At 71.9% G+C, this 21,857-nt stretch carries 17 protein-coding genes; 1 reads left to right on the forward strand and 16 read right to left on the reverse strand.

Annotated elements, in window-relative coordinates; translation table 11 throughout:
- Positions 1-8: 8 nt before the first annotated feature.
- The 8 genes from NBH00_RS11130 to NBH00_RS11165 form a co-directional block, all read right to left on the reverse strand.
- Positions 9-1,415: an MlaD family protein gene (locus tag NBH00_RS11130; protein ID WP_254573405.1), complete on the reverse strand. Its 1,407-nt coding sequence runs from the start codon at positions 1,413-1,415 to the stop codon at positions 9-11.
- Positions 1,415-2,695 carry an MlaD family protein gene (locus NBH00_RS11135; protein WP_254573406.1) on the reverse strand — a complete coding sequence of 427 codons (1,281 nt, stop codon included), beginning with the start codon at positions 2,693-2,695 and terminating at the stop codon, positions 1,415-1,417. The genes NBH00_RS11130 and NBH00_RS11135 overlap by 1 nt, the downstream gene beginning before the upstream one ends.
- Complete coding sequence (locus NBH00_RS11140; RefSeq protein WP_254573407.1) at positions 2,695-4,248, reverse strand: MlaD family protein; 1,554 nt, start codon at positions 4,246-4,248, stop codon at positions 2,695-2,697. The genes NBH00_RS11135 and NBH00_RS11140 overlap by 1 nt, the downstream gene beginning before the upstream one ends.
- Positions 4,245-5,717, reverse strand: a complete 1,473-nt coding sequence (locus NBH00_RS11145; RefSeq protein ID WP_254573720.1) for an MlaD family protein — start codon at positions 5,715-5,717, stop codon at positions 4,245-4,247. The genes NBH00_RS11140 and NBH00_RS11145 overlap by 4 nt, the downstream gene beginning before the upstream one ends.
- A complete protein-coding gene (locus NBH00_RS11150) occupies positions 5,717-7,048 on the reverse strand; it encodes an MlaD family protein (RefSeq protein WP_254573408.1) in 1,332 nt (443 codons plus the stop codon). The genes NBH00_RS11145 and NBH00_RS11150 overlap by 1 nt, the downstream gene beginning before the upstream one ends.
- A gap of 20 nt (positions 7,049-7,068) precedes the next feature.
- On the reverse strand, positions 7,069-8,496 hold the full coding sequence (locus tag NBH00_RS11155) for an MlaD family protein (RefSeq protein ID WP_254573409.1): 1,428 nt from the start codon (positions 8,494-8,496) through the stop codon (positions 7,069-7,071).
- Between the two features lie 8 nt (positions 8,497-8,504).
- Entirely contained in the window at positions 8,505-9,182 is a 678-nt protein-coding gene (locus NBH00_RS11160) for an ABC transporter permease (protein ID WP_254573410.1), read from the reverse strand.
- Positions 9,183-9,313: 131 nt separating this feature from the next.
- Positions 9,314-10,144 (reverse strand): MlaE family ABC transporter permease, encoded by an 831-nt coding sequence (locus NBH00_RS11165; protein ID WP_254573411.1) that lies wholly within the window; start codon positions 10,142-10,144, stop codon positions 9,314-9,316.
- A gap of 751 nt (positions 10,145-10,895) precedes the next feature.
- Here NBH00_RS11165 and NBH00_RS11170 point away from each other — a divergent pair.
- Entirely contained in the window at positions 10,896-11,534 is a 639-nt protein-coding gene (locus NBH00_RS11170; RefSeq protein WP_254573412.1) for a TetR/AcrR family transcriptional regulator, read from the forward strand.
- 16 nt (positions 11,535-11,550) lie between these two features.
- Here the strand turns inward: NBH00_RS11170 and NBH00_RS11175 are convergent, their stop codons facing one another.
- Genes NBH00_RS11175 through NBH00_RS11210 form a run of 8 tightly spaced genes read right to left on the reverse strand, consistent with a single transcriptional unit; the run spans position 11,551 to position 21,855 of the window.
- On the reverse strand, positions 11,551-12,954 hold the full coding sequence (locus tag NBH00_RS11175) for an MlaD family protein (protein ID WP_254573413.1): 1,404 nt from the start codon (positions 12,952-12,954) through the stop codon (positions 11,551-11,553).
- A gap of 3 nt (positions 12,955-12,957) precedes the next feature.
- Positions 12,958-14,241 (reverse strand): MlaD family protein, encoded by a 1,284-nt coding sequence (locus tag NBH00_RS11180; RefSeq protein ID WP_254573414.1) that lies wholly within the window; start codon positions 14,239-14,241, stop codon positions 12,958-12,960.
- Positions 14,238-15,998: an MlaD family protein gene (locus NBH00_RS11185; protein WP_254573415.1), complete on the reverse strand. Its 1,761-nt coding sequence runs from the start codon at positions 15,996-15,998 to the stop codon at positions 14,238-14,240. The genes NBH00_RS11180 and NBH00_RS11185 overlap by 4 nt, the downstream gene beginning before the upstream one ends.
- The gene (locus NBH00_RS11190) at positions 15,995-17,470 is read right to left on the reverse strand and encodes an MlaD family protein (RefSeq protein WP_254573721.1); all 1,476 of its coding nucleotides are present in this window, start codon (positions 17,468-17,470) and stop codon (positions 15,995-15,997) included. Before NBH00_RS11190 ends, NBH00_RS11185 begins: the two co-directional genes overlap by 4 nt.
- The gene (locus tag NBH00_RS11195; protein ID WP_254573416.1) at positions 17,470-18,825 is read right to left on the reverse strand and encodes an MlaD family protein; all 1,356 of its coding nucleotides are present in this window, start codon (positions 18,823-18,825) and stop codon (positions 17,470-17,472) included. Before NBH00_RS11195 ends, NBH00_RS11190 begins: the two co-directional genes overlap by 1 nt.
- Positions 18,822-20,192, reverse strand: coding sequence for an MlaD family protein (locus NBH00_RS11200; RefSeq protein ID WP_254573417.1), 1,371 nt, complete (start codon positions 20,190-20,192; stop codon positions 18,822-18,824). The genes NBH00_RS11195 and NBH00_RS11200 overlap by 4 nt, the downstream gene beginning before the upstream one ends.
- On the reverse strand, positions 20,189-20,998 hold the full coding sequence (locus NBH00_RS11205) for an MlaE family ABC transporter permease (RefSeq protein ID WP_254573418.1): 810 nt from the start codon (positions 20,996-20,998) through the stop codon (positions 20,189-20,191). The genes NBH00_RS11200 and NBH00_RS11205 overlap by 4 nt, the downstream gene beginning before the upstream one ends.
- Positions 20,995-21,855, reverse strand: a complete 861-nt coding sequence (locus NBH00_RS11210) for an MlaE family ABC transporter permease (RefSeq protein ID WP_254573419.1) — start codon at positions 21,853-21,855, stop codon at positions 20,995-20,997. The genes NBH00_RS11205 and NBH00_RS11210 overlap by 4 nt, the downstream gene beginning before the upstream one ends.
- Between the last annotated feature and the right edge of the window lie 2 nt (positions 21,856-21,857).

Here is a 21,857-nt window from a genome sequence, read left to right on the forward strand (position 1 = left end):
CACGTCGGTCAGGGCGCGGCGCGGCTCAGCCGCGGGAAGTAGGCGGTCTTGCCATCGAACGTCCACGGGCCCTGTTCGTGGCACGGGGGGACCCCGCCGAACGGCGGAAGGTACGCGGGATTACGCAGGTGTCGGCAGTCGAAGCTCGCCAGGCCCTTCGCGATTCCGCTGACGAAGCCCGGCTTCGGGTAGGGATTACCGCGGTTGCTCGGCAGGCGCTTGACCCACCCGGCGACGGTCTCGTTCCAGATGTTGATGAGCCCGTTGGCGTAGCTGAACACGCGGTCGCCAGGCCCGACGTACGTTCCGTTGTGCACTTGCGCGACGTTGGCCAGCGTCGTGATCACCGAATCGCGGTTCGTGCCCAGGAGCCGGAGGACTGGTACCACGTCCCGGAGCGCCGGGTAGGTCTGCCGCAGGGCGGGGCCGGAGGCATGCAGGATCGACGTGAGGGCCGGTAGGCCACGGTTGCCCGCCCGGATCACGGCCGGTGATCGGCTGAGCAGGCGCCGCACCTCGGGCCCGGTCGCCTGGATCTCATCGAGCGCCGGGCCGAGCGCGGGCGCGGCGGGCCGTAGCGCCCCGACCGTCCGATGCAGATCCCCCGTGGCGGCCCCCAGGCGCCCCGTCGCAGTGCGCAGGGCGCGCAGGAACGCAGGCAGCTCGTGGACGGTCGCGGCGATGCGGCGATTGCGCTCGCCGGTGACGCTCAGCACGAGCCGGCTCGATCGGACCGCCGCGCGCAGGGCGCCGTCGCGCTCACCGATCGCGCCGAAGACATCGCCGGCGTTCGCCAGCAGCGATCGCAGGTCCGCGCTCTGCGCGGCGAGCCGGCCGGTGACGTGCGCCAGGTCGGCGCTGACGGGCGCCATTCGCGCCACGGAGTCGCTGAGGTCCTGCTGGCGGCCGGCCATGCCCTCGGCCAGCCCGGCGAGCAGCGCGCGCATACGCCTCCGGGTGCTCGGGGCGAAGACGCCGAGCACATCCTCGAGTTGCTGCGCGGGCCGCGCCGCGGACACCGGGAGCTGCCCGCCGTCGGGCACCGCGCTCGCGCTCCGTGAACCCGGGGTGAGTTCGAGGTAGGTCTCGCCGAGCAACGACTTGCTCCGGAGGATCACGGTCGCGTCCGTGCGGATGGGCACGAATGGGCCGCGCAGCTCGATCGTCGCCCGCGCCGCTGCTCCGACCCGGTCGACGGCGACGACCTGGCCGACACTCACCCCGGCCATCCGCACGTCCGCCATCGGGTACAGGTTCAACGCCTGCGGCAGCGCGACGCGCACCCGGTAGCCCTTGGCGGAGAGCGGGACACGGCCGCCGAAGGCCTGCCACACGAAGATCGCCGCCACGGCGCTCGCCATCATCATCACGAGGGCGGGTAGCAGGCGCCGCAGGCCGGGGTTCTGCGTGTCCATCAGCGTTCGGGGCAGAGGGTCGAGGCACCGAGCAGCAACTTCACGAGCGGGCCGGCGGCACCGAGCACGGGCTCGCTCAGCTGCTCGCAGTTGAACATCACGATCGCGCGCGCGGCGCTGCCGTGCGCGTCTCCGGTGCTGAACAGCGAGTTGAAGTTGTGGAACCACCACGGCGCCCAGTACAGGAACCCCTCGTCGTCGAAGCCGAGCTTCTGGCCCGGAGGGTTGTACGCAAGCTCGTTGAGCACGTAGTTGGTCCCCTTGAGGTTGGTCACGAGCCCCGGGACCTGGGACCGAAGGTCGGTCAGCGCCGCGCCAGCGTCGCGGAGCACCGGTGCCGCCTCCGCGACGAACGGACGCACCGGCTCGGAGAGCACCCGAGCGGTCCGCTGCGCGAACGGGCGCGCTGCGTCGAGCGCTGCCGGCAACCGCCGTGTCGCCGGCCTGAGCGCCGCGATCGTCGGCTGCAGCGCGCGGGCGAGGCCTCCAGCGTCCGCCAGCGCCGCGGCGGTCGTCCTGAGCGTGCCCGGAAGCCGGGCGACGGACTGCCTCAGCGGTCGCTCTTGCTCGGCGAGCGCGAGCAGTGTCGTGTTCGCCGACGAGACGAGCTGCCGCAGCCGCCCGTCGCTAGCGGCGGCGTCGCTGACCCGCGCGAGGTTGTGTACGAGCCGCGCGAGCTCCACGCGTCGCTGCGCCAGCGCCGCGCTCACGCCATGCAACTGGCCGACTGTCGGCCCGAGCGTCCGCAGGAGGCGGCGCAGGTTAACCCCCTGGCGCGTGGTGCCCTGCTCCACCGACGCGAGCAAGGACGTGAAGAACTCGCGTGTGTCGGCATCCAGCGACGAGAGCAGGTCGGCCAGCGGTACCGGGGCCCGAGTGCGGGCGATGTCGACGGTGGCGCCGTCCGCGAGGGACGGGGCCGGCGGCCGACCGGGATCGAGCTCGACCTGCATGTCCTTGAGCGGCGTGACCGGGACCAGCGAGACGCGAGCATTGGCGTAGACGCGGCGGAGCCGGCTCCGGTCGATCTCGAGGGTGACCAGGGCCCGCCCGTCAGTGGCCCGCAGACCGGCGACGGTCCCCACCTGCACCCCCGCGACCTGGACCGGTTGGCCCAAGCCCGGGGCGATGCCGTGCGCTGCGGTCACCTGCGCCTTGATCTGGTATGTGTGCCGGAACGGGATCGGTGCCCGCTCGTGGACCAGCACGTAGGCTGCGGCGACGAGGCCGGCGCAGGCCACCGCGAGGAAGAGCACCACGGACCACGACCGGCGCGCCATCACGGCCTCCGGCCCGGCTTGGGGGTGACGAGCAGCTTCCGCAGGAGGTCCCGGCGCTGCGCGTCGGACCCGGTCAGTGCCCGGAGCATGCTCTGCTGTCGGCGGAGCTGCTCGGCGCCAACCTTCGGGGCTGGGACAGAGCGCAGGCCGGGCGGCAGCCCGGGCCTCGAGCGCGCTTTCAGGTCCGGCAGGGGCTGGCGCTCGCACGGTTGGTCGGGTCGGTACTCGGGCACCTTCCCCGCCCCGAGCCAGACCGGACGCAGGCCCTGCAGGTTGCCATAGCCGATGACCTCGCCGATCCCGGGCAGGTCGCCGACAAGGGTGTTCTCGGACTCCGACAGGCCGATTCTGAGTGTGCCGCCGTTGCCGTCGAAACCCGGCGAGGTCTGGGTGAGGTTCGCCGTCATGTGCAGCAGGTCCTGCCATGCCGGCCGGCCCGTCGACAGCCCTGAGTCCGGCACCTCCGTCTTCAGGACGGGGAGCACGTTCCGGGAGATGCATCGCGCCGCCGGAGCGGCGAGCGCGAACGCGGTCGCGAGCCCCCGCTCGACGCCTGGAAGGCTGGCGTTGACGAGCGGCAGCGCACGTACGAGCGCCGGCAGCTCGGACGGGTCGGTGACCGCCTGCACCGCGCGCAGCAGCCGGGTCCCGCTCGCCAGCGTCGCCGGGAGCCTGCGTAGCGTCGGCCGAAGCTCACCGGCGTACGACCCGAGGGCCGGCAGCGCGCCGTCGAGCAGGCGTAGGTTGACGGGAGCGACCCGGAGCACCTCGTCCAACCTGCGCACGCTCGCGGCCAGCGCGCCGTCGTCGCCGCCGAGCGCGGCGGCGACCCGGTCGACGTTCGTGACGAGGCCCCCGAGAGCCGCTGGGTCGCTCGCCAGTTGGGCAGTCACATTGCCGCCCGCCGCGACCGCCCGGTGCAGGTCCCCGGGCTGCGTGCCCTGGACGGCGCCCGCCACCCGGCGGATGCTCGTCAGCGATCGATCGAGCTCGCGCGTCGCGCGGCGCAGACCGCGGTACCCGCTCCGTGCTCGGGGTCCGCCGAGCCCGGTCGCCATCGCGCGCATGCTCCGGGTGATGGCATCCCGGGCCGGCGTGTCGAGGACGCTGAGCACCTGATCGACCTGCACCGGCCCGCGCGTGCGGTTAACCGGGATCGTCATCCCCGATCGCAGCGGGCCGGCCGGCGGTGCCCCCGGCTGCACGTCGACGTAGAAGCTGCCCTCGAACAGCAACCGCGGCCGGACCGACAGCGCAGCGTTTGCGAGCAGGCCGTCGGCCCGGACGATCCGCATCGTGACGAGCGTCGTGTGATCGGGCCCCGCGGAGAGCCGCCTCACCCGGCCGATGTCGACGCCGGCAACCCGGACCGGGTCACCGGGCTTGAGCTGATTCGAGCTCCGGAAGACGCCGCGCAGCTCGAAATCGCGGGCGAACGGCCCGCGGCCGCCGAACGCCACGTACGTGAGCGCGACCACCAGCACCGTCGCCAGCGCCGCGGCACGGAGGTAGCGGCGCTCGGTGCCGCGGGATTCGACGCGCGTGCGGGTCACGGCTCGGCCCTCACGGTCGGCTGGACGCCGGCCTCACGCGCGAGCTCCCGGACCCCGGGTGGCTGCCGTGTGCGCACCGTGGTGTTGGCCTGGTCGCCGGCGGGGTTGCCGATGAGCTGCGGCTTGGTCGGCGGGTTGAAGACCGGGAACGTCTCGGGGTACGGCTCGTTGCCCGCCTCGCACTCCCGTGTGTTCTCGTGCGGCGTGTTATTGATCGCGATCCCGGGGGACGGCGTCGGACTCTGCAGGAACTCCCCGAGCGCTCCGTAGTGGGTGATGCCAGTGCTCACGAGTGCGGGGCCCTGGCTGAACCCGGGGCCGCCGAAGCCCCAGCCGAAGGTCTCGGCCCAGAGGCTGACGATGTTGCACTGCCGCTGCGCGGGGGTCAGGACCTCGAGCGTGGTCTCTGCCGCCCGCACCGCCTGTGTGAGCTTGCGCACCGCGCCGTCCGTCGCTCGATCGCGGCTGCGGGCATCGAGCGCACGCAGCGTGGAGCGCAGCCTCGTACCGACGGGTGGGAGCGCCCGGAGCGGCGGCACCCCCGCCGCGAGGATCCGGTTGACCTCGCGGAGCGAGGGGCGCAGTCGCGGTGTCGCCTGCCCGACCTCTGTGAGGAGGTCCGCGAGCCTGACGAGGTCGGGCCGCGCGGCACCGAGCGCGGCGATCGTCGACCGCTCAGCAGGCACGGCCTCCTCGATGGACGACGCGAGGGCCGCGCGCTTGCGAGCGAGCGCGCCGAACGTCCGCTCGCCGCCGGCGGTGAGCCGTGCGAGATCGCCCGACACCGGTGCGAGGGCGCGCGTGAAGACGTGCAGCCCGTCGATGAACTGCGGCAGGCGCGCGCCGCGCGAGGCGAGAGTGGTGCCCACGACTCCCAGCGGAGGCAGCAACTCGGCGACCGACGCGATCGTCTGGTTGAGCCCGCCGCCGCGCCCGGCCAGGCCGTCGCCGAGGGAGATGAACGCGGCCTGCGCGCTCCGCGCCGTGCCGCGGTTGAAGACGTCGAGCAGATCGGTGAGCTCGACCGTCGGCAACGAGCGGGCGAGCGGCAGCTCCCCACCGTCCGGAATCGTGGTGGTGCTCCGACCTGGGATGACGTCGAGGTATGTGGCGCCGAGGATCGACGCCGAGCGCACCTTGACCTGTGTGTCGATCGGGAGCCGCCCGACCGAGCGGTTCAGGGCGAGCTCGATCCGGGCGCGGACCCGCTGCCGGGCCCCCGGCCGGAAGGCCTGCACGCGCGCGACCTGCCCCACTCGGAGCCCACCGATCCGGACGTCGTTCGTCTTGGCCAGGCGCTTGGCGTCCGGCAGCACCACGTCGATCCGGTAGCGGCGCTGCAGGGGCAGGCCGGTGTTGGCCGTGTACGAAACGTAGGCGATGCCTGCGAGCGCGGCGAGCACCACGAGGCCTATCACCGGGTACAGGCGCGTGGCATCACGACGGGATGGCGGCTGCGTTCGGCGCATCACTTGAGCAGGAACTCCAGCAGCGATCTGATGGCCTCGGGATGGCGCGCGGCCAGCCGCAGCTTGGACGGCTCGACGATCCGCGTGGTGGGCGGCAGGAGATTGCCTGGTCGCTGCGGGCCGGCCTCCGGAGCGTTGACGGGGATGGTCCCATGTCCGGGCGCTGCGTAGTCGTGACGGCATCCCGGCACGTTCAGGCCGAGGATCAGGCACTGCGCGTACACCCCGATGAGCGCCCCGCCCACGTGGGAGAGGGAGTCGTAGGGGGCGGACATCGCGGCGAAGTGGTAGACGAGCCCGAGCAGCGACTCAACCCCGCCGGTGTCGGTGACGCTGGTCAGCAGGCGCGAGGAATCGCTCGTGAAGGGGATCGCCCGGCGTGCGCCCTCCCGCAGGTGCGCGACCACCGGCGCCGCCGCCGTGAGCGCAGGCCGGCCCGCCGCGGCGGCGGCGCCGATCGCGCGCACCGCAGGGTCCCCGACCCGGGTGAACCGCGGCAGGCCCTCGGCGACCGCAGACAGGACGGGGGCGGCAGCGCGCAGATCTCCGAGCACCGGGGTACCCGCCACCGCTACCCGGCGCAGGGCACCGAGCCCCTCCCGTACCGCGGTGAGGGTCGCCGGCAGCAGCCGTACGGCGTGCCCGAGCGCCGCGGCGTGAGCGGCGGTCGCGGTGCCGGTCTCGGCCGCCGCCCGGACGACGCCCCGCAGCTCCCGGCGGCGCCGCGACAGCGCGCGCAGCACGTGGTCGCTCTGCACGGTTGCTGCGCGGATCACGCGGCGATGCTCATCGAGGATGGTCAACGCCCGCCGCGCCTCCACCAGCGCCGGGTTGGCTCGCCGCAGGATCGCGTTGATATCGCCGCCGCGGCCGGCCGTGCCCAACCCGAGCTCGTCGATGAGCACGCGGATTCGCTCGTCGACGGGAAGCTTGAACACGTCGATGACGTCCTGGAGGGAGACCGGGGCGGAGGTCCGGGCCAGCCGGACGGTCGGAGTCCCGTCACCGGCCGCCGGCAGCCGTGTCCTCGCCACGCCGGGGTCGCACTCGACGAAGTTCTCGCTGATCAGGCCCTCGGGCAGGATCCGGCAGCGTGCGTCGCTTCGGAAGGGCGCAAATTTCGCATCGACGTGGAAGCTGAGTCGTGCCTTGTTGGCGCCGGTGATTGCAACCGCATCGACGGTCCCGGCGCGAACGCCGGCGATCTTCACCAGCTGCCCCGGCACGATCCCCTTGGCCGTGTCGAAGACTGCGGCGGCGCGGTACCGCGGCGGGCCCGTAACGTTGTTGCCGACGGCCAGGATCGCTCCGACCCCCGCCAGCGCCGCCATGAGCGCGAACGCCGCCCGTCTCATGGCGTGTTCACGCTCGCCGGGATGCCGTCCGCGGGATCACAGAGGCCCGGATCGGGGACCCAGGGGTTGGAGCCGTCGGGTGCGGGCGGCGCGCCGGCCCCGGGGCACGGGGCATCGAGCCCCTTGCGGGTGTTCAGGACCCCGGGCACCAGGGCGGACGACGACAGCAGGGCGGCGGGCAGGCCGGCCGGCACGAGCTGCGGGTTCTCGACGAAGTTCAGGCGCCCGTAGTGACCTGAGTGGTTGTAGTTCGAGGCGAGGATACCGGCCAGGCCGTTGGTGACTCCGATGATGAAGTCCGGCGCGTAGTAGCGCAGTGCGGTCAGGATCGGCCGGGCCCCCGCGACCGCCGACGCGAGGTCTCGCAGTGCCGTTGTGGCCGGTCGCTCCAGCGGCCCCAGCCCCGCCAGCGACGTGCGCAGGCCCGGCAGCTGCGCGGCAAGGTCGCGGACGACCGGCCGTGCCCGCTGTAGGGTCGGGTCGAGTCGCTGGAGGAACTCGCGCAGCGGCGGTCCCGTGCGCGGGACGTCGCGGAGCGCAGGGCGGATGTCGGCGACGGCACGCGAGAGGTGGTCCAGCGTCCCGCGGGCCTGCCGGAGCACCGTGGGTGCGCGGGCGAGCGCCGACGACAGCGACCTGCGCTCGCGCGCGACGGCGGCGACCGTCCGTGCCGTGTGGACGACGGCGCCCTCGAGGTCACGGCGGCGGGCCGCGAGCGCCGCAGCCGATCGAGCGGAGGTGCTCACGAAGCGCGTCAGCGCCGTGCGGTCATCAGCGAGCTGCCCCAGCATCCCCTGCACCTCCCCGAGGGCCGGATCCAGACGGGCGAGCATCGCGTTCAGGTGGGCGGAACCCGATCCCGCGAAGATCGCAGCGCTGGATCCGATGAGGGATCGCAGGTCGCGGCGAGCCGGCCCGTCGAAGGCGTCGAGCACGGCGTCCAGGTCGACGATGCCCGTCGTCTGCGTCGTCGGGAGTACCCCATCGTCAGGGATCACGGGTGCCGTCGCCGGCCCGGGCCACAGATCGACGAAGCGGTTGGCCACCCCGGCCTGACCCACCGCGCGGATGCGCGCGCGTGTGCCCCGGTGCAGTGGCGTCACGCCGTCGCCGTGGAAGGTCATGACGACGTCGGCCAGCCCGTTCGTCGTCACCCCGATCGCTGAGATCCTCCCCACGGCCCGGCCGGCGACCTGCACCTGGCCCCCCCGGACCAGTTGGCCCGCGTTCAGGAAGCGAGCGTGCAGGCGATAGGGGCCGTCGCTGCGGGCCAGGGCGACGAACAGGAGCGCTGCGGCCGCGAGCAGCAGGGTGAGGCCACCGGCGCGAGCGAGGGCGGTGGACCCGGCGCCGCGACGACGGGGCCCGGTACCCGCCGGGGGGTCCTGGACCGGCGCGAGCCGTGGACCGGAACGGTGGGCCATGCGCCTGCTCACCCTCCGATCGGCAGCCGAGGGGAGCCGCCCCAGAAGATCTGGCTCCCGATGATCCCGATGATGTGGACGCCGATGAGGTTGACGACCATGGCCTTCGCCGTGGCGCGGCCCACGCCCTTCGGCCCCCCGTGCGCCGTGTACCCGTAGAAGCACCCGACGAGGACCACGAAGGTCCCCATCACCAGCCCCTTGATGCCCGAGAAGAGGTAGTCGGAGGTGCTCTGGAACTTCCAGAAGAGCTGCAGATAGCCGCCCGCCGAAACCTGGCCGACCTGGAGCACGACCGCGATGAACGAGCCGACGAAGGCGACGACGATCGCCAGCGCGTAGACGAACGGCAGCACGAGCCACGTCGCCAGCAGGCGGGTGGAGCAGAGATAGAGGACCGGCGGCAGGGCCATGACCTCGAGCGCGTCGATCTCCTCGGCGATGCGCATCGTTCCGAGCTCGGCCGCAAAGCCCGTGCTGACCTTGGCCGCCATCATGTAGCCGAAGGCGTACGGCACGATCTCGCGGAGGTCGGCGATCGCCGTGAAGGCCCCCGCAGCAGCGGGGGCTCCCACGAGCCGGGCGCCGTAGGACCCCTCGATCCCGACGACGAGCCCGAGCGCGAAGACGAGCCCGAGCACGATCAGAAGCGAGCCCCTGATGAAGATGTCCGCCTGGCGTATCACCTCTCTGAAATAGACCAGGACGCGACCGCTCAGGACGCCACGAAGGGTCTGCCCGAAGAAATCGGCCCCCTGGCCGAACCAGAGCACCCCGCTGCGGACGCGGGCGCCCGGAGGTTGGATGGCCCGGCGGCTCACCGGGGTTGCGACAGGATCGGGTTCGTAGCCAGGAGCAGCTGGGTGAAGACGTAGTCGATCGCGCCGATCGCCAGGAAGCAGATCACGACCGCGTGGTTGACCGCCCGCCCGACGCCCTCCGGTCCCCCCGTCACCTTCAGGCCCTTGTAGCAGCAGACGATCGAGATCACCGCGCCGTAGATCGCGGCCTTCAGGAACGACGCCTCGAGCTCCAGCGGCGTGGCGTTGTTGAAGAACGTGCTGAAGAACGGACCGAGCGGAGCGTGGTTCTGGAGCACGACGACGACCGCGCCGAGCATGCCGGCGATCAGCGCGAGCACGTCGAACATGAGCGACACCGTGACCAGCGCGATCACCCGGGGGACGACGAGGCTCTTGACGGGATCGACGCCCAGCACGCGCAGGGCGTCGGTCTCCTCCTGTACCTCACGCGCTCCCAGATCGGCGCAGATCGCGGTGCCCGCGACGCCCGCGACGACGATGGCGGTCACCAGCGGTGCGAACTCACGCACGACGATGAGCTCGTACGCCGCACCGAGGCGATCGAGCGCGCCGAACAGCCCGAGGAAGCCGGACGCCTGGATCCCGGCGGGGCCGAACGACAGCGCGAACGCGGTCAGCACGAGCGGGAACCAGGAGATCGTCACCACGAAGCGCAGTTGGGCGAGCAACTCCGCACCGTAGATGAACGGCGGGCGGAGCCCGCGTGCCACCACGAGGGCCGCCAAGTGGCACATGCCGCCGATCTCGAACGCGACGCCGCGCATCGCGCGGCGGCGTGCGACCCAGGCCGCCGCCCTCGGCGGCCGGGCCGCGGGTGGCGCCACGGGAGCGACTCGTCCCGTGCCCGGCTCAAGGACGGACGCGGCGTACCGGGGGCCGACCCCCGACCGGCCCACGCCGTTCACCGTGTATGTGACCGGGACGGACGGCGGACTCGGCTGCGGGCGGCGCGGACTGTCCCGGCCGTCACGCGCCATGCAGTCCAGCCGCGATCACGGATTCCCGATGCGGCGGCGGCTCGAGGGTGCACGCCCTCCACGTCGACGAGCTCGCGTCGCTTTCGGCTGTTGTCCCCACGCTGCGCTGTTTCCCCACACTTCGCCGATCGTCGAGTGACCCGATGTAACTATACAGATACTTTCACTCGGATCAAGTCGCGTCCCGGCGTGGGAGATGCTGGCGTTGTCCGGGGCCGGGTGTGGTCTCGGCCGGCCGGGCCAGAGGCTCCTGTCAAGGACGCCAAGGGCCGCAAGCTCGTGCTGATCATCGACGGGCACCCCGCGCACCGCGCCAAGATCATCCGCGAATGGGTGATCGCGCACGCCGAGCTGATTCAGCTGCACTTCCTGCCCGGATGATTTTTCTCAGGCTCACCTGCGTGGTGGCTGAGGGTTGGTCGACGGGCGCCTGGAAGTGGGGGCGACGGCGGCGCCGCGTGCTGTGGCGTCAGCCGCTGGCCGCTGGCCGCTCGCGGTCGCGCCCGGCACCCTGTGGTCGGTGCCGACGCTACCGCTCGCGATCGCACGGGGATAGACTGCAGTACGTGCTTACTTCACCGCTCGCTAAGTGACGGACGTGTCGGGCGCGGACGCCCGTGAGAAGCGCTCGCGCCTGAGCGGCGAGGAGCGGCGCGAGCAGATCCTCGAGTCGGCGCGCCGGGTGTTCGTGCGTTCGGGACTGGCCGGGGCCAGAACCAAGGATGTGGCCGCGGAGGCGGGCATCAACGAGGGGCTGCTCTACCGTCACTTCGCCTCCAAGGACGAGCTGTTCGAGGCGGCGGTCGCGCGGCCGCTGGAGGAGGCGGTGGCGGCGATGGTCGAGAGCTCGGGTGTGCCGCCGCAGGAGTTCGACGCGGGCGGCGCGGTGATGCGTGAGCGCACGACTCAGTTCATCGAGGACCTGCTGCGGGCTATGGAGGAGATCGCGCCGCTTCTCGGCATCGTGCTTTTCGGGGATGTCGATGTGGCGTCCGAGTACTACCGCGAGCGCGTCGCCCCGTCCTTGAAACGGGTCGAAGACGTCGTCGACGCGCATCGCCGTGCGTGGGCTCACCGTGACTTCGACGTCGAGCTCGTCGTCCACCTGGTGTTCGGGATGGCGTGGTTCACCGTCCTTGCCGACCGCTTCAGCGACCGGAAGCGCGATCCGCGTACGACGGCCGAGACCATCGCCTCGCTCATCATCGACGGTCTGATCGAGCGCCCGCCGACCTGATCCTGGAACCTTCGCCTCATGGTGGTGAGGGCTGCAGGCGCGGGAAGTAGGCGGTGACGCCCTTGTAGGTCCACGGCTGCTGCTGGACGCACGGCGGCGCCGTGCCAAAGGCCGGCAGGTAGAGGTGGTTGTTGACGTGGCGGCAGTCGAAGGTCTTGAAGTGCCCGATGTCCTTGAGGAAATCCGGGGCGGGGTAGGGGTTGCCGCGGTTGGTCGGCAGGCGCTTGGTCCAGCCGGCGACGGTCTCGTTCCAGAGGGTGATGACGCCCGGAACGTAGTTGGTGACGACGTTCCCGGGCCCGACTGCGTAGCCGCCGTGGATCTGTCCCACGTTGGCGAGGGTGAGGACCAGCGAGTCGCGGACGAGACCGAGCAGGTCGAGCGTGGGGGTGAACTCGCGAACGGTCGGGTAGGTCTGCCGCAGCGCCGGCGGGGCGGCGGTGAGGATTCGCGTCGCCGCGGGCAGACCGCGGTTGCCCGCTCGGATCACCGGCGGCAGGGCGTCGAACAGCCGCTGGTAGGTCGGCGCGGCGGTCGTGACGGACCGCAGGGCGGGCTCGAGCGTCGGGACGACGGGGCGCAGCGCCGTCACCGCCCGGGTCAGGTCTCCGCTGGCGTCCCCGAGCCGCTGGAAGGAGTCCTGCAGCGAGGCCAGGAACGGAGGAAGGGCACGGACGGTGGCGTCGAGGTCCCGGCGGTGCTCGGCGGTGCGGGCCAGCACCTGGTCTGCGGCGGTGATCGCCGCGCGCAGCTCGCCTTGGCGGCGGCCGAGCGTCGCGAAGACGGTCCCCGAATCGGCGACCAGTGTCCCGAGGCTCGTCCGCTGTCGGTCGATCTGGTCGGCGACGTCACCGAGGTCCGCGGTCACCGGGGCCAGGCGTGCCGCCGAGGCGTTGACGTCCGCCGCCCGACCGCCGAAGGCCGAGCTCAGCCCGGCGATGACGCTCCGCATGCGGGCCCGTGTGCGCGGCGCGAACGTCTGCAGCACGTTGTCAAGCCGCTGGGTCGGACGGGTCTGGTCGGCGGCGATCTGCCCACCGTCAGCCACGGCGGGGGCCCGGGGGGAGCCGGGGGTCAGCTCGAGGTAGGCCTCGCCGAGCAGCGTCTTGGAGCGCAGCAGCGGCCGGGAATCCGCGCGCAGCGGCGCGTACCGGTGTTGGACCTCGATGACCACGCGGGCCCGGCGGTTGGCGAGCTTGACGCTCACCACGCGGCCGACCTTCACGCCCGCGATGCGGACGTCGGCCTGCGGGTTCAGGCTCGTGGCCTGGGGCAGGGTAAGTGTCACGCGGTAGCCCTGCGCCTCCAGCGGCACGGAGCCGCCGAAGATCCGAAACGCGATGATCGCCAGCACGATGCTGGCGAGGATCAGCCCGATGAACGGCAGGAAGCGGGCGAGGTTGGGGGTACGGGTCTCCATCGTCTATTTCCCCGGGCACAAGGTGTAGGTGGGGACGAGCAGCCGCAGGATCTCGTCGAAGCCGGCCAAGCTGAGGACCTGCGGGCAGCTCACCATCACCTGTCCGCGGGCGATGCCGCCGTGGGCATCCTTGGCGCTGATCATCGAGTTGTAGTTGTGGAAGAACCACGGCGCCCAGAAGAGGAAGCCCTCGTCGTCATGGCCGAGCTTCTGCCCCGGCGGGTTGTAGGCCAGCTCGTTGAAGAAGTAGTTCAGGCCCTTCAGCCCGGTGATCAGATCCGGGGCCTGCCGATCGAACGAGGCCACCGCCGGAGCCACCCTGCGGGCCGCCGGGACCGCCGTCCTCACGAACGGGCGCACCCCCCGCGAGAGCGCGGTCGTGCCCGTCGCGGCGAAGGGCTTGAGCGCGTTCAGCGCTACGGGGAGCTGGGCGACGGCGGGCATCAGCGCGGTCAATGACGGGCGCAGCTCGCGCGCGAAATCCCCGGTCTCTCGCAGGGCGGTGGCCGTGGTCTGCAGCGCGCCCGGCATCCGGGCGATCGTCTGGCGTAGCGCCCGCTGTTGGGAGGCGACGGCGTGCAGGGTGCGCTGGGAGGACAGGACGACGTCCGAGAGCTGGCCGTTGTCGGCGGCGGCACGCGTGACGAGCGCGACGTTGTGGACCAGGCGGGCGAGGGCACGCCGGCGGTCGGCCAGCGACGCGCTGACCGCGCGGACCTGCTTGGTGGTCGGGCCGAGCGTGGTGAGGACGTGGCGCAGGTTTGCGCCCTGCCCGCGGGTGCCTTGCTGGATCGAGGAGAGCAGCGATGCGAGGAACGCGCGGGTGTCGCCGTCGAGGCTTGAGAGCAGGTCTGAGAGCGGGACGGGGACACGGCTGCGGCCGACGTCGAGGGTGGCGCCGTCGGCGAGTGCGGCCGCCGGTGCCTCTCCGGGGTCGAGGACGATCTGCATGTCCTTCAGCGGCGTGATCGGCTCCAGGGAGACGTGCGCATCGGCGTAGACGTGCGGGAGCTGGTGGCGGTCGATGTCCAGGGTGATGAGCGCGTTGTCGTGCTGGAGCTTCAGGCCGGTGACGGTCCCGACCCCGACGCCGGCCACCCGCACGGGCTGCCCGAGGCCGGGCTGCACGCCGTCGGCGGCCGACACCTCGACCTTGAGCTTGTAGGTGTCGCGGAAGGGCACCGGCGCCCGTTCGTGCAGCAGCACGTAGCCCGCGGAGGCCAGGCCGGCAACGGCGAGCACAGCGAGCACGAGGGCGGTCAGGGCGCGGGGACGGTGGTCGCTCACGGCTTCAGTCCCCCGAGCAGATGTTTCAGGACGTTGCCGACGGCGGACCCGACCTGCTGTACCGGGGCAGGGAGCGCCGGTGCCGGCACAGGCTTGGCCGGCGCCGGTGCGGGCTCGGGGAGCTTCGGCGCGGGAGCGGCAGGCGGCTTGGAAGCGCCCGGCTTGGTCGGGGCCGCGGTTTGCTTGCCGAGGCCCGCGACGACCTGGTCGAGTCCGGGGATCCGGTCGAGCAGCAGCTTGAGCAGTTCGTGGCGGTCGCTCTTGTCGCCGGTGTAGAGGCGGAAGACCTTCGCGGCCAGGCGCTCCTCGGCCGGCGTCTCCTGGTGCGCGCGGGTAACTTGGAGATTCGGCGGAAGCCCGATCCGCGAGCGCGCACCGTAGTTCGGCACCTCCTGCGTCTCACACCACACGTCGGGCCGGTAGTCGAGCGTCGCGTTCGCCCCGAGCCAGACGGGATTCACACCCTCAAACTTCCCGTAGCCGATGACCTCGCCGATGCCCGGCAGGTGCTCCTGCATGGCGTTGGCGCCCTCGCTCAACCCCAGGCGCAGCGTGCCGCCGTTGCCGTCGAAGCCCGCGGACGCGCCGAGGATGTTGGACCCCAGGTGCAGGATGTCCTGCCAGATCGGCCGGTTGGTCGAGTTCGCTCCGTCCGGGATCTTGGTGTTCAGCGCGGGGAGCACGGTCTGGTTCAGGCAGCTCGCGGCGTGGTCGACCAGCGACAGCCCGGTGGCGAGTTGCGGCTCCAGGCTCGGAAGGTTGGCGGTGACGGGCCGGATCGCACGGACGAGCGCCGGCAGCTCGGGGGCCCGGCCGAGCAGCCGGACCTGACGCAGCAGGCCGGTGGTCGCGGTGAGGGACGCCGGCGCGGCTCGCAGCGCCGGGCGCAGCCGGTCGGAAAACGTCGTCAGGACGGGCAGGGCACCGTCGAGGGCGGTGAGGTTCGCCGGAGCCACGCGCAGCACGGTGTCAAAGCTCCGCACACTGCTCGAGAGCGCGGCCTGGTCGGTCGACAGGGCGCCGGCGACGTGGTTGAAGTCGCTCACGACGCCGGCGAGCGCGGCGGGGTCCTGAGCGAGTTCGCCGGTGAAGTCGCCGGCCGAGCCGACCGCGCGGTGCAGGTCACCGGGACGGGTGCCGTGCAGGCCACGGGCGGCGCGCTGGACGCTGAGCAGTGCTCCGTCGAGTTGCCGGGCAGCGGCCTGCAGGCCGGCCGCGCCGGCCGGCGCACCGAGGCCGCCACCGAGCCCGTGTCCGATCGCCCTGACCGAGTCGGTCAGGGCGGTGCGGACGGGCGCGTTCAGGCTGCTGAGCACCTGATCGATCTGCACCGGGACGCTCGTGTGGGCGAGGGCGACCGTCGTGCCGTCATCGAGCGGCGGGGCGGCCGGCGTCCCGGGGTGCACGTCGATGTAGAAGTTGCCCTCGAACAGGAGTCGAGGCTTGATCGACAGGCTCGCGTTGGCGTGCAGGTCCTGGTGGTCGTCGATCCGCATCTCGACGATCGAGGTGTGGTTCGGTCCCGGCCGGATCGCGGTGACCTTGCCGATGTTCACTCCGGCGCGGCGGACCGCGTCGCCGGCGTGCAGCTGGTTTGCGGTCGCGAACTGGCCGCGCAGCGTGAAGTGATGCTGGAAGGGCAGCTCGCGGATCGTGGCGGCGTAGACCGCCAAGGCGACGACGACGACGGCGAGCGCGGCTGCTCGTAGGCGACGCCGCTCGACGGCCCGGGCGGTGGGACGGCGGGCGGCGCTCACGGGATCTTCTCTCCGGGTGGCATCGTCGGCAGCAGATGCGCGGCGGCAGCCAGCGCATGCACGCCGTCGGGCGGGTAGGTGTCGAGGGTGTGGTTGCTCTGCAGGCCGGGGGGGTTGCCGAGGATCGGCTTTCCGGGGCCGTTGAACACCGGCAGCGAGCCGTACGGGTAGGGCTCGTTCCCGGACTCGCACTCCTGGTAGTTCTCGTGCGGGTTGACGTTGATCGCCATCCCGGAGGACGGCGCCGGGTTCTGCAGCGACTCGCCCACGGAGCCGAGGTGCTTCTCGCCGATGAACGCCATCGGCGGGCCCTGACCGAAGCCGACCGACCCGTATGCGGTGCCGAAGCTCTGCGCGAAGAGCGAGATGACATTGCACTGCACCTGGGCGGGCGTCAGCGCATTGAGCGTGACCAGGGCCGAGTCCGACATCTCCCGCAGCTTGCGCAGCGCACCGCTGGTCGCGGGATCACGGCTGAGATTCCCGAGCGAGGTGAGCGTGCCGCCGAGGTGCCCGGCGAGCGTCGGCAGCGCCCGCAGCGGGGGCACGCCGGCCGAGACGGCTGCACTCCCCCGGCGTAGTGCGGCCGGCATGAGCGCGACGGGCGCTCGAAGGTCGGTGACCAGGGTGGACAAGCGGTCAAGCGCGGGCTGCAGCCGGGTGAGGCCGTTGGTCGTCGCCCGCTCGGCGGGCGAGGCGGCGTCGATCGTGTCGCCGAGGGCGCCTCCCGCGTCCCGCAGCGCACCGAAGGTCTGCGCGCCGCCGCGCAGCAGACCGGTCAGTGGGCTTGAGACCGGGGCGAGCGCCCGCACAAAGGCGTCGTAGCCGTCTATCGACGCGGGCAGCCGGGTGCCCGGCGCAGCGAGCGTTGCGCTGACGCGCCCGACGGGCGGGAGCAACCGCTTCAGCGAACCGAGGCTGCTGTTCAGGGCGGTACCGCGGCCGGCAAGGCCCTCGCCGAGGGAAGTCAGCGCCTGTTGCGTGGCGCGCGCGGTCGACCGGTCGAAGACGTCGAGCAAGTCGGTCAGATCGACGGTGGACTGCGCTTGGCTCAGCGGCAGCGCACCGCCGTCGGGCACCATCTGCGACCCCTTCCCCGGCTCCAGATCGACGTAGGTCGTCCCGAGGATCGAGGCGGGGCGGACCTTCACGCGCGTATCGGCCGGCAGCGGGGCCGCGGAGCGCTTGAGCTTCAGCTCGGCGCGAGCGTACGGCGCCCGGCCGCCGGCGGGGGTGATCGCGTCGACGTTGGCGACCTGACCGACGCGGATGCCGGCGATGCGCACGTCGTTGGTCGCCGCGAGCTTCGCGGCGTTCGGCACGTTGACGGTGATCGTGTAGGTGCTCTGCAGCGGCAGGCTGCGGTTGGCGTTGTATGCCACGTACACGATGACCGCAATAGCGATCGTCATGGCCAGCCCGATGGTGGGGAGCAGCCCGGTTCGGGTGGGTCGGCGAATGCGGGCGCTCATCACTTCAGCAAGAGGTCGAGGAGGGCCTTGATGCGCTCGGGGTGCTGCTTGGCAAGCTGCTCCATCTGCGTGCTGCGAAGCACCGGGGCGCCGGGCTCGAGCACGGTTCCGAGGCGCTGCGGGCCGACGCTCGGGGCGTTCGCCGGGATCGTGCCGCCGCCGGGGGCGGAGTAGGCCTGGCTGCAGCCCTTGGTGGCAAGGTTCAGCAGGCAGTTGGCCCAGACGTTGATGAGGACCGCGACGAAGTGCGAGGTGCTGTCGTAGCCGCCGGACATCGCGGCCATCTGGTAGAAGAATTTCATCACGTTCTCGGTCCCGCCCTGCTTGGTCATGCTGTCGACCAGCAACGCGACCTGACGGGCGGCGGGCTGCAGGCTGGCCGCCAGGTCACTGAGGTGGCCGAACACCGGTGTCGCTGCACGTAGGTCGGTTCGGCCCTTCTCGGTCACCGCGCCGATCCGCTTCACCGCGGGCTCGCCCTGCCGGGCGAACGGCACGATCGCGTGCGCGAAGGTGTTCAGGGCCGGGGCGGCGGTCCGCAGCTCCCGCAGCAGCGGCGTGCCGGTCGCGGTGATGCGCCGCACCGACCGCAGGCCGCGGTCCACGGAAGCGAGCATCGGCGGCAGGTCACGGACGGCGGCGGCGAGCGGCGCGGCGTGCCCCGCGGTCGTGCCGGCCACCGCGCCCGCGTTGGTGACAAACCGTGACACGTCATTCCGGCCGGCGGCAAGGCTCGCCAACACGGTGTCGGTCTGGCTGACGGCGTCGGCGATCTGCCGACGCTGATCGGCGAGCAGCGTCAGGGCCCGCCGCGCGTCGGTCAGGGCGGGGTTCGCGCGCCGCAGGATCGCGTTCAGGTCATCGCCACGGCCAGCGGTCGCGATGCCGAGCTCGTTGACGAGCGCGCCGATCTGCTTGTCGACCGGCAGCGAGAAGACGTTGATGACGTCCTGCAGCTCCACCGGGACCGTGGTGTGCTGGACGGGAACCGTGGGCGTGCCGCCGGGCCCGGCGGCCAGGGGCCGTGACGAGGAGCCTGGCGTGCATTCGACGAAGTTCTCGCTGATCAGGCCCTCTGGAAGGATCCGGCAGCTCGCGTCGCTGCGAAACGGGGCGAACCCGGCCTTGACCTTCAGCGTGATGCGGGCCTTGCGATCAGCGGTCAGCTTGACGTCGGTGACCGTGCCGACACGCACGCCGGCGATCTTCACGAGCTGGCCGGGGACGATGCCCTTGGCGGTGTCGAAGACCGCGTTCACCCGGTAGCTGGACGAGTCGCCTGAGTGCAGCAGGGCGATGGCGGCGAGCACGACTCCGACGGCTGCGACGGCGGCGGCGGGAAACGAGCGTCTCACGGGATGTTCACGCTCGCCGGGATGCTGTCGCGCGGGTCGCAGAGCGACGCGTCGGGGATCCACGGGTTGGAGTGGTCGGGTGCCGGGGGTGCGGCCGAGCCCGGGCAGGGAGCGAGCAGGTGCGTGCGGGCGTTCAGCAGCCCCGGGACGGTCGGGAACTTCGTCAGTAGCTCACTCGCCAGCCCGGACACCTCGGTCTGGCCGTTGACCTCGAAGCTCAGCCGCGCGTAGTGGCCGGAGCGGTTGTAGCTCGACGACAGCAGGCCGGCCAGGCCGTTGGTCACGCCGAGCAGGAAGTCCGGCGCGTAGTAGCGCAGCCCGCGCAGGATCGGCCGCAGCCCCTCCGCCGCCGGCGCGACCGCGCGCAGGGCCGCGACGCCCGGCTGCTCCAGCTGCGGCAGCCCGCGCAGCGAGCGGCGCAGCGCAGGGAGTTGCCCGATGAGATCGCGCACGGCCGGCCGCGCGCCGAGGAGGGCGGGGGCGGCTTCAGTGGCGACGGCGCGCAGCGGCCCGGCGGCCGCCGGCACGGCACGCAGCGTCGGTCGCAAGGCCTGCACGGCGACCGAGGTACGCCGCAAGGTGCCCCGCGCCTGCTGCAGGACCGCGGGCGCGCGGTGCAGCGCGTCGCCGAGGGGATCACGGACCTGGGCGAGCGCTGTGAACGTCCGCGCGGCATTGACGACGGCGCCGTCCAGCTCGGACGGCTGGGCGGCCACCGCCCGGGAGGCGAGCGCGCCGGTGTGGATCAAGCGCGCGAGGGCGCCGCGGTCGAACGCCAGTTCCTGCAGCACCTTCTGCACCTCGCCCATCGCGGGATCGAGCTTCCCGAGCATCGAGTGGAAGTAGCGCGAGCCCGAGCCCGCGAAGACCTGCGAGCTGTGGTCGATCAGCGCGGCCACATCACGCCGCTGGTCGGGCCCGAACGTGTCCAGCAGCGCGTCGAGGTCGACGATCCCAGTCGTCTGCGACGCGGGCAGGACACTGCCGTCGGCAATCTCCGGGGCGGAGGGGGGCGCGAGCGTCAGGTCGACGAAGCGGCTGGCCACGCCCGCCTGGCCGACCGCCCGGATGCTCGCACGGGTGCCCTGGTGCAGCGGCGTGATCGACCCGTCGCTGATCGAGAGCCTGACGTCGGCCTCCCCGTTGGGGGTGAGGGTGATGTCCCTGATCGTGCCGACCTTGCGGCCGGCAACCTGGACGTCGTTGCCCTTGATGAGCTGGCCCGCGTTCGCGAACCGTGCGTGGATCGTGTAGCCGCCACCTGACCCGATCAGGACCCATAGCAGCACCGCGGCCCCGACCACGAACGCTCCGGCCCCGGCGAACGCCCGCCGCTTGCGCATGATCTGCTCGCGCATTGCCGTCATCCGCCGATCGGCAGGTGGGAGTTGCCGCCCCAGAAGAGCTGGGTGGTGAGGATGCCGATCAGGTGGATCCCCAGCAGGTTGACGACCATCGCCCGGGCCGTGGCGCGGCCGACCTCGACCGGGCCGCCGCGCACGCGGAAGCCGTAATAGCAGCCGACGAGGACCACGAAGGTCCCCATGAGAATGCCCTTGACCTCGGAGAAGAACCAGTCATCGACGCTCTGAAACTTCCAGAAGAGCTCGAAGTAGCCGCCGGACGATGCCTGCGCGACCTGAAGCACGACGGCGATGAACGACCCGACGAAGCAGACCAGGACCGCGATCGCGTACAGGAACGGCAACACGAGCCACGTCGCCAGGACCCGCGTGGAGCACAGGAAGGCCATCGAGTCCAGGCCCATGACGTCGAGCGCGTCGATCTCCTCCGAGATGCTCATCGTCCCAAGCTCGGCCACATAGCCGGTGCTGACCTTCGCGGCCATCATGTACGCGAAGGCGTACGGTGCGATTTCGCGCAGGTCGGAGATCGCGGTGAAGGCGCCGGCCGCCGCGGGGGCCCCGACCAGGCGGCCGGCGTAGGAGGCCTCGATGCCCACGACCAGGCCGAACATGAACGCCATCCCGATGACGATGATCGCCGAGCCGCTGACGAGGATGTAGGCCTGCCGGACGACCTCGCCGCTGTACAACCGCAGCGCCCGCCCCACCCCGCGGACGGTCCGCCCGAAGAACTCAGCACCTTCGCCGAACGCGAGCGCGCCGCTGCGCAGGGCTTCGCGGGCGGCGAGGCGAGGCTGCGTGCTCATCGAACCTCCGAAAGCACCGGGTGGGTGGCCAGCAGCAACTGCGAGAAGACGTAGTCGATCGCGCCGATCAGCAGAAACGCGATGACGACCGACTGGTTCACCGCTCGGCCCACGCCTTCGGCGCCCCCGGAGGCCTTGATGCCCTTGTAACAGCAAACGACGGCGATGACCGCGCCGTAAATCGCTGACTTCGCGAACGACGCGCCGAGCTCCAGCGGCGTCGCGTTCGAGATGAACGTCGAGAAGAACGGCGCCAGCGGCTGGTGATGCTGGATCACGACAAGCGTCGCTCCCGCCATCCCGGCCAGCAGCGCCCAGATGTCGAAGACGACCGACAGCAGCATCAGCGCGAACAGCCGCGGGACGACGAGGCTCTTGATCGGATCCACCCCGAGCACCCGCAGGGCGTCGGTCTCCTCCCGGACCTCGCGGGCGCCAAGGTCGGCGCAGATCGCCGTGCCGGCGACCCCGGCAAGCACGATCGCGGTGACGAGCGGCGCGAAGACCCGCAAGACGATCAGGACGTACAGGGTGCCGAGCCGGTCCAGCGCGCCGAGCAGCCCGAGGAACCCCGAGGCCTGCACACCGGCGGGGCCGAACGACAGTGCAAAGGAGGTGACGATCAGCGGCATCCAGCAAATTCGAACGATGAACGAGACTTGCGCAGCGAACTCCCCGCCGTAGGAGAACGGCGGGCGCAGCCCCCGCGAGATGGCCTGCCCGGCGAGCTGACCCATCCCGCCGAGCTGGGTGAAGAACCCCGAGCCCCCCCAGCCCCGGGCCGCGCCGGAGACCGGCACGACGGGCCGCGGAGGCCGAGGCTTGCGCGAGCCGCTCCGAACCGTGACGTCGCTCATCG

It is taken from the genome of Paraconexibacter antarcticus (assembly GCF_024220175.1).
GTDB lineage: Bacteria > Actinomycetota > Thermoleophilia > Solirubrobacterales > Solirubrobacteraceae > Paraconexibacter > Paraconexibacter antarcticus.

Bases quoted from the DNA above. Each gene is read 5' to 3' on its own strand.
- NBH00_RS11130 (WP_254573405.1), bottom strand. From the start codon at position 1,415: ATGGACACGCAGAACCCCGGCCTGCGGCGCCTGCTACCCGCCCTCGTG.
- NBH00_RS11135 (WP_254573406.1), bottom strand. From the start codon at position 2,695: ATGGCGCGCCGGTCGTGGTCCGTGGTGCTCTTCCTCGCGGTGGCCTGC.
- NBH00_RS11145 (WP_254573720.1), bottom strand. From the start codon at position 5,717: ATGCGCCGAACGCAGCCGCCATCCCGTCGTGATGCCACGCGCCTGTAC.
- NBH00_RS11150 (WP_254573408.1), bottom strand. From the start codon at position 7,048: ATGGCGGCGCTGGCGGGGGTCGGAGCGATCCTGGCCGTCGGCAACAAC.
- NBH00_RS11155 (WP_254573409.1), bottom strand. From the start codon at position 8,496: ATGGCCCACCGTTCCGGTCCACGGCTCGCGCCGGTCCAGGACCCCCCG.
- NBH00_RS11175 (WP_254573413.1), bottom strand. From the start codon at position 12,954: ATGGAGACCCGTACCCCCAACCTCGCCCGCTTCCTGCCGTTCATCGGG.
- NBH00_RS11190 (WP_254573721.1), bottom strand. From the start codon at position 17,470: ATGAGCGCCCGCATTCGCCGACCCACCCGAACCGGGCTGCTCCCCACC.
- NBH00_RS11200 (WP_254573417.1), bottom strand. From the start codon at position 20,192: ATGACGGCAATGCGCGAGCAGATCATGCGCAAGCGGCGGGCGTTCGCC.
- NBH00_RS11205 (WP_254573418.1), bottom strand. From the start codon at position 20,998: ATGAGCACGCAGCCTCGCCTCGCCGCCCGCGAAGCCCTGCGCAGCGGC.
- NBH00_RS11210 (WP_254573419.1), bottom strand. From the start codon at position 21,855: ATGAGCGACGTCACGGTTCGGAGCGGCTCGCGCAAGCCTCGGCCTCCG.